The 6329-nt window shown below is 71.5% G+C and carries 7 protein-coding genes and 1 riboswitch; of the genes, 1 reads left to right on the forward strand and 6 read right to left on the reverse strand.

Annotated features, from left to right (window positions below; translation table 11 throughout):
* Positions 1-32: 32 nt before the first annotated feature.
* The 5 genes from KDM41_08465 to ribD form a co-directional block, all read right to left on the reverse strand.
* Positions 33-890, reverse strand: a complete 858-nt coding sequence (locus tag KDM41_08465; protein MCB1183454.1) for a hypothetical protein — start codon at positions 888-890, stop codon at positions 33-35.
* Between the two features lie 109 nt (positions 891-999).
* Positions 1000-1473: a 6,7-dimethyl-8-ribityllumazine synthase gene (locus tag KDM41_08470; protein ID MCB1183455.1), complete on the reverse strand. Its 474-nt coding sequence runs from the start codon at positions 1471-1473 to the stop codon at positions 1000-1002.
* Between the two features lie 15 nt (positions 1474-1488).
* Positions 1489-2721, reverse strand: coding sequence for a bifunctional 3,4-dihydroxy-2-butanone-4-phosphate synthase/GTP cyclohydrolase II (locus tag KDM41_08475; GenBank protein ID MCB1183456.1), 1233 nt, complete (start codon positions 2719-2721; stop codon positions 1489-1491).
* 1 nt (position 2722) lies between these two features.
* On the reverse strand, positions 2723-3445 hold the full coding sequence (locus KDM41_08480) for a riboflavin synthase (protein MCB1183457.1): 723 nt from the start codon (positions 3443-3445) through the stop codon (positions 2723-2725).
* Positions 3446-3455: 10 nt separating this feature from the next.
* Positions 3456-4634, reverse strand: a complete 1179-nt coding sequence (gene ribD, locus KDM41_08485) for a bifunctional diaminohydroxyphosphoribosylaminopyrimidine deaminase/5-amino-6-(5-phosphoribosylamino)uracil reductase RibD (protein ID MCB1183458.1) — start codon at positions 4632-4634, stop codon at positions 3456-3458.
* A gap of 124 nt (positions 4635-4758) precedes the next feature.
* A riboswitch (FMN riboswitch) is annotated at positions 4759-4900 on the reverse strand.
* 199 nt (positions 4901-5099) lie between these two features.
* Here ribD and KDM41_08490 point away from each other — a divergent pair.
* A complete protein-coding gene (locus KDM41_08490) occupies positions 5100-5756 on the forward strand; it encodes a hypothetical protein (protein MCB1183459.1) in 657 nt (218 codons plus the stop codon).
* 88 nt (positions 5757-5844) lie between these two features.
* On the opposite strand, the gene KDM41_08495 is transcribed toward KDM41_08490, so the two are convergent.
* On the reverse strand, positions 5845-6216 hold the full coding sequence (locus KDM41_08495; GenBank protein ID MCB1183460.1) for a VOC family protein: 372 nt from the start codon (positions 6214-6216) through the stop codon (positions 5845-5847).
* Positions 6217-6329 lie beyond the last annotated feature (113 nt).

The raw sequence follows: 6329 nt of genomic DNA on the forward strand, positions 1-6329 counted from the left end.
TTCGGACGGGCCGCCGGTTCGCTCCCGCCTTGTCAGCGCCCGACCACGGGGCCGTCGGACCGCGGCGACGGCTCTCCTCCGCCCGGGACCGGATCGTCGTAGACGATGGTCAGGGCCTCCCACCCGCCGAAAACACCCTCGGCCGACACGACGAAACCGGTATTCCAGCCTGTCGGCGACGAGAAGACTTCTCCGACCCGGATGGCGCCGGGGCCGACCGCCGGCGCCGGGCCCGTCCCGGGGTTGTTCCGCACGCCCGTGTACCGGTTGGGCAGCGGATCGGGCCCCCGAACGTAGCTCATGACAGGGCGCCCCGCATCGTTCAGGGCCCGGTAGACATCCATGGGATACCAGGGCTGCGGCGTTCCGGCGGCCATGAAGCGCAGGAAACCCCGCTGGATCGCCACGGCGTCGCGCACCGTTCTCTTGAACCGGTTGCGGGTGCGCTCGGTCGAACCGTACCAGGTGTCCCACCGGGGGTGGTCCGGGGGCGGGCCGAGGGACGGGTAGGCGCTCACGAACAGCAGGTCGAGATACTTCGACTCCGAAATCTCCTCGCGGATGGTCGCCGAGTACGACCATCTCGATCCGGTGTAGGTGAACCGGGAGGTGCCCGCGAACCACGGGTGGTCACGGGGCAGGTACTGGCTGAGCGTGCGGCCGGCGGCGTTGGTGTCGACGGCCGGATCGGCGGGCAGGAACTCGGCCCCGTCGGCCAGGTAGGCGTCGACCGCGTCCCAGAACTCGAGCGTCGCCTGGCCGGGATGGGCCGGAATGCGGACCTTGTCCGTGACGACCGGCGGGCCGGCGGCGTCCGGCACCGGTGGGGCCAGTTCGTTGCTGCATCCGGCCGCCAGCAGGACGGCGGCGATCAGGATCCCCTTGCGCATGAGACCTATCCTCTCCGGGCGAGTATCCGGAGGCCGGCACCGCCGCAGGGGTGGTGCCGCCACTCCAGTCTAGGCGATCGGCCGCCTCTCCGGCAAGAGGGCGCTGATCCTACCCCGCGTCGATCTCGGCGCAGAGGTCGATCATCTCGAGCGCCGTCAGCGCCGCGTCGAAGCCCTTGTTGCCGGCCTTGGTGCCGCTGCGCTCGATGGCCTGGTCGAGGGTCTCGGCGGTGACGATGCCGTACACCACGGGGATGTTCGAGTCGAGCGAGACCTGGGCGATGCCCTTGGTGACCTCGCTCGAGACGTAGTGGAAGTGCGGCGTGTCGCCCTGGATGATGCAGCCCACGCAGATCACCGCGGCGTAGCGGCCGGTCTGCACGAAGCGCTTGGCCGCGATGGGGATCTCGAAGCCGCCCGGCACCCACGCCGTGTCGATCCGGTCGTCGTCGACGCCGTGGCGGTGCAGGCAGTCCAGGGCGCCCTCCATCAGCTCGCTGGTGAAGAAGTCGTTGAAGCGGCTGCCCACGATGGCGATCTTCTTGCCCCGGGCGTCGAACTTGCCTTCGAACTTGCGTCCCATGTCTCTCGTCTCCTTCTACAGGTGATCCAGCATGTGGCCCATGCGGGCCTTCTTCGTGTGCAGGTACTTCGCGTTGTTCAGGTTCGGCTCGATCTGCAGCGGCACGCGGTCCACCAGTTCGAGCCCGTAGCTCTCCAGCCCGACGATCTTGCGCGGGTTGTTCGTCATCAGCTTCATGCGCCGGACGCCCAGGTCGCGCAGGATCTGCGCGCCGAGTCCGTAGTCCCTGAGGTCGGCCGCGAACCCGAGGCGTTCGTTGGCCTCGACCGTGTCGGCGCCCTGGTCCTGCAGGTTGTAGGCCTTCATCTTGTTGATCAGCCCGATGCCCCGGCCCTCCTGCCGCATGTAGAGGAAGACGCCGCGGCCCTCCTGCTCGATGGCGCGCAGGGCGGCCTCCATCTGCTGCCCGCAGTCGCAGCGCTGGCTGTGGAAGAGGTCGCCGGTCATGCACTCCGAATGCACGCGCACGAGCACCGGCTCGTCCGGGCCGATCTCGCCCTTGGTCAGCGCGACGTGGGTCGCCCCCTCGACGGTGCTCGTGTAGGCGATCATGTCGAAGGTGCCGAACTCGGTGGGCAGGGGCACCTCGGCCTCGCGGGTGACGAGCTTGTCGTGGTTGCGGCGCCAGGCGATCAGGTCGGCGATCGTGATGAGCTTCAGGTCGAACGCGGCGGCCATCTCGCGCAGCCGCGGCATGCGGGCCATCTCGCCGTCGTCGTCCATGATCTCGCAGAGCAGGCCGGCCGGATACAGGCCCGCCGCCTGGCACAGGTCGACCACGGCCTCGGTGTGCCCGGCGCGCTTGAGCACGCCGCCGGGCTGGGCCTCGAGGGGAAAGATGTGGCCCGGCCGCGCCAGGTCGGCCGGATTCGTCTTGGGGTCGATGAAGACCTGGATCGTGCGGGCCCGGTCGGCGGCGCTGATGCCGGTGGTGACGCCCGTCGCGGCGTCGATGCTCACGGTGAACTTCGTGCCCAGGCTGGCGGTGTTGCGCGCCACCATGGGGTGGATGTCGAGCTCGCGCAGGCGCTCGCCGGTGGCCGAGAGGCAGATCAGGCCGCGCCCGTGCTTGGCGATGAAGTTCACCGCCTCGGGCGTCACCTTCTCGGCGGCCATGATGAAGTCGCCCTCGTTCTCGCGGTCCTCGTCGTCGACGACGATGATCATCTCGCCGCGCCTGAGGGCCGCGAGCGCCTCGGGAATCGTGTTCACCGCGCCGGGCGCGGCCGGTCGCTTCGCATCGCTCATGTCAGTCCCCTGTCCGCTTGCGCGACCGCGGGCGCCAGGCGCCCTTGGCCAGCAGCTGGTCCATGGTCAGGCCGGACGCCCCGGCCGCGGCGGCGGTCCCGGCGTCGGCCGCGCCGGGGTCCAGGCGCGGCAGCAGGGTCATGTCCCCGGTGCGCACCGCCTTGACCAGCACGTCCATCTCGAGATTCACGTGGTCGCCCACCCGCAGCTCGCCGAAGCGGGTCTCCTGCAGGGTGTGCGGGATCAGGTTCACGGTGAAGCCGGTCGTGAACGGCCCCTCGTCGACCGTCAGGCTCACGCCGTCGACGCCGACCGAGCCCTTGGGCGTCAGGAAGCGGCGCTGGGCGGCGTCCGCCGCCACCGTCACGGCAAGGCCACCGCCGCTGCGGCGCAGCCCCGTCACGCGACCGACCCCGTCCACGTGCCCCTGCATCAGGTGCCCGTCGAGGGCGTCGCCCACGCGCAGGGCCGGCTCGAGGTGCAGCCGACGGCCGCGGCGCCACGTGCCCAGGGTGGTCAGGCGCCGGGTCTCCCCCACCGCCGCGACCGAGAAGCTCCGGCCGCGCACCCGTGTCACCGTCAGGCAGATGCCGTCGACCGCCACGCTGTCGCCCACCGCCAACCGCTCCGCGGTCAGGGGCGCGGTGATGTCCAGGCGCACGGCGCCGCCGGCGGGGCTCGTGCCGCCGAGGGTGCCGATTTCGCGGATCAGGCCGGTGAACATCCGTCTCCTCCTACAGGGTGACCCGCGCCAGCACGGCGGCGAAGTCCCGACGGTCGTGGATGGTGAGCAGGTCCGGACCCAGCCGGGTCGTCGACGTCAGGCGGAACGACCGGTCGACGGCGCCCGCGGGGAGGAAGCCGTCCGGCCAGCCCACGCCGCCGCCGAGCACCACGGGGGCCTGGTAGCGCAGCCAGCGGTCGACGACGCCGGCGCGCAGGAAGGCGGCCGCCAGCCGCGCGCCGCCCTCGACCATGATCGCCAGGAAACCGGCCGCGCCCGCCCGGGCGACCAGGTCGGCGGGGTCGACCCGCCCGGCGGACTCGCGGCAGAAGATCACGCGGCCGCCGTCGGCCTCGATGCGCGCGCGGGCCGCGCTCTCGCGCGCGGTCTCGCCGGCGAAGACGACGTACTCGTCGCGCGCGAAGCCCCCCGCCCAGCTCAGGTCGGTGTCGACGTAGGCGGCGACCGGATCCTCGTTCGGCACGTCGGACTCGGCGGCGGCCAGGCGCCCGTCGAGGCGCGGCCGGTCGGCGGCCACGGTCTCCTCGCCGACCACGACCAGGTCGACGCGGCGGCGCCGGCGGTGCACGTCGTGGCGCGCCACCTCGCCCGTGAGGTAGAACGGCGCGTCCGACTCGCGCAGGACCGCATCCGGCGCGAACCACCCGTCGAGGCTGTGCGCCGTCTTGAGCTCGACGTAGGGCCGGGCGAAGTTGTCGGTCGTCACGAAGGGCCAGACCAGGTCGAGGGCCGCGGCGGCGCGCAGGCCGCAGTCGACCCTGATGCCGCGGTCGCGCAGGTGGCGGCAGCCGCCGCCGATGACGGCCGGGTTGGGGTCGCGCATGGCCACCACGACCCGCGTGACGCCGCTGGCGGCGACGGCCGGCGCGCAGGGCGGGGTCCGCCCCTGGTGGTTGCACGGTTCTAGGGTGACGTAGAGCGTGGCGCCGCGGGCCCGGTCGCCGGCCTCGGCCAGGGCGATCGGCTCGGCGTGGGGCGTGCCGGCCCCCTCGTGGGCGCCCCGACCGACGACCACGCCGTCCCGCACGACCACCGCCCCCACCGGCGGGTTGGGCCAGGTGCGGCTCGCGGCCCCACGCGCCAGGGCGAGGGCCTCGTCCATCCAGCGTCCGTCGCCGGACGCGTCCGGGGCGGGTCGTTCGCGGGGGGTTTCGGGTGTCGCGGCCATCGTCCCTGCTCCCGCGCCGCCGGGCGGCGGCATCTTGGCTGAAAACGGGGATTCGATGGGAGACGGAGGGACGCGCGCGACGGCCCCACGCATGCGGAAACCGCTGCATGGCGCACCAGGCAGGACCCAACTTCTCTCATCCAGACTTTCACTGTCGGCCCCGGATTTCCACCGGGTCAGCCCCGTCGCCTCCCGGAAGAGGTGTTTGACGGGGGTCGCGGGCTCTCACCGCCGGTGGGGAATTGCACCCCGCCCCGAAGTTGTCGTCGTATGGCGTTGTCGGGAAAAAAGGTAGACCACGTGGGCGTCGGCGTCAAGCCGACGGGCTTCCTGGCCCGGAAACGGCCCGAATCAGGGTTAAAGTCCCCGCCCCCCCGCGTCGATAACCCCCGTAGGTATTTCGAAACCGCTCCGGTTTCCCAGGCCAGAGACCTGGCCCGTCACCAACACAGGAAGGTTGATCCCGTGAAAAGGCTCATGCTGACTGCGGCCACTCTCGCCGCCCTGACGATCCTGATGCCCGCGGCCACGATGGCCCAGCACCTGAACCAGGTCGGCATCTACACCGACATGGTCGGCACCCCGGCCGCCGCCAACTACGACGCGACGCCGAACACCCCGTTCGACGTGTACCTGGTCCTGACCAACCCGACCAACTTCACGTTCAACGGCGGCACCGGCACCGAGGTCGCCGTGACCGACATCGCCGGCTTCGAGGCCAAGATCACCTGGCCCGACAGCCCGGCCTTCTTCAAGACCGCCGAGGCCTTCCCGGCCCAGGCCATCGACGCGGCCAGCGAGGCCGACGAGTACGCCATGGGCTTCGCCACGAACGTGCCCGTCAGCGGCGGCGCGGTCGTCCTGGCGACGTTCACCCTCCTGGTGACCACCACCGATCCGTTCCAGGTCTTCCTGAGCAACATCCGCTTCGACTCGATCGACGGCGAGATGGCGTTCGTGGATGCCAACGATCCGAACTCCACCGACTGGCAGGACGGCAACCTGGCCCCCATGTGGGGTTCCACGGGCGGCACGGCCAACCCCGTCTTCTCGATCAACGACGACTCCGCCGTCGCCATCGAGGACCAGAGCTGGGGTGCGGTGAAGGCGCTGTTCAACTAGGACGCGTCCGGACCGAAACGACGACGGGCCCGGAGCCGACGCTCCGGGCCCGTTCGCGTTTGCCGACACCCGCTGCCGTCTCCCCGGCTCAGGCCGGCGGCTGCCACAGCTCGACCCGGTTGCCCGCCGGGTCGACGAACCACCCGAAGCGGCCGAACTCGCCGTCCTCCTGCTGCGGCACGACCTCCGCGCCGCCCTGGGCCACCTGGGCCAGGGCGCCGTCCAGATCGTCGACGATCAGGTTGATCATGAAGGCCTGCCCCGACGGTCCGAAGTAGTCGGTGTCCGCCTTGAAGGGGCACCAGACGCTCAGGCCGTCGTCCGCCAGGTCGGCGTGGGACAGGCTGGCCCCGTAGGGGTGCTGCACCGGCAGCCCGAGCCATTCCGCGTACCACGCGCCGAGAGCCTCCGGATCCTCCGCCCGGAAGAACACGCCTCCGATTCCCTTGACCTGCGCCATGACCGTCTCCTTCCGTTGGGCGACGGGCCGGTGCGGCCCGGATCCGCCAGGTTTGCGCGGGCGTCGCGGTCAGCGACGCCGGGACCGTCCCCGCGCCGCCGCCGCCGGCGCCG

The sequence above is a fragment of the bacterium genome (assembly GCA_020440705.1).
Lineage (GTDB): Bacteria > Krumholzibacteriota > Krumholzibacteriia > LZORAL124-64-63 > LZORAL124-64-63 > JAGRNP01.

What these genes read in the sequence shown, in the direction of transcription:
- KDM41_08465 (MCB1183454.1), bottom strand. Translation starts at nt 890, where the DNA reads ATGCGCAAGGGGATCCTGATCGCCGCCGTCCTGCTGGCGGCCGGATGC.
- KDM41_08470 (MCB1183455.1), bottom strand. Translation starts at nt 1,473, where the DNA reads ATGGGACGCAAGTTCGAAGGCAAGTTCGACGCCCGGGGCAAGAAGATC.
- KDM41_08475 (MCB1183456.1), bottom strand. Translation starts at nt 2,721, where the DNA reads ATGAGCGATGCGAAGCGACCGGCCGCGCCCGGCGCGGTGAACACGATT.
- KDM41_08480 (MCB1183457.1), bottom strand. Translation starts at nt 3,445, where the DNA reads ATGTTCACCGGCCTGATCCGCGAAATCGGCACCCTCGGCGGCACGAGC.
- ribD (MCB1183458.1), bottom strand. Translation starts at nt 4,634, where the DNA reads ATGGCCGCGACACCCGAAACCCCCCGCGAACGACCCGCCCCGGACGCG.
- KDM41_08495 (MCB1183460.1), bottom strand. Translation starts at nt 6,216, where the DNA reads ATGGCGCAGGTCAAGGGAATCGGAGGCGTGTTCTTCCGGGCGGAGGAT.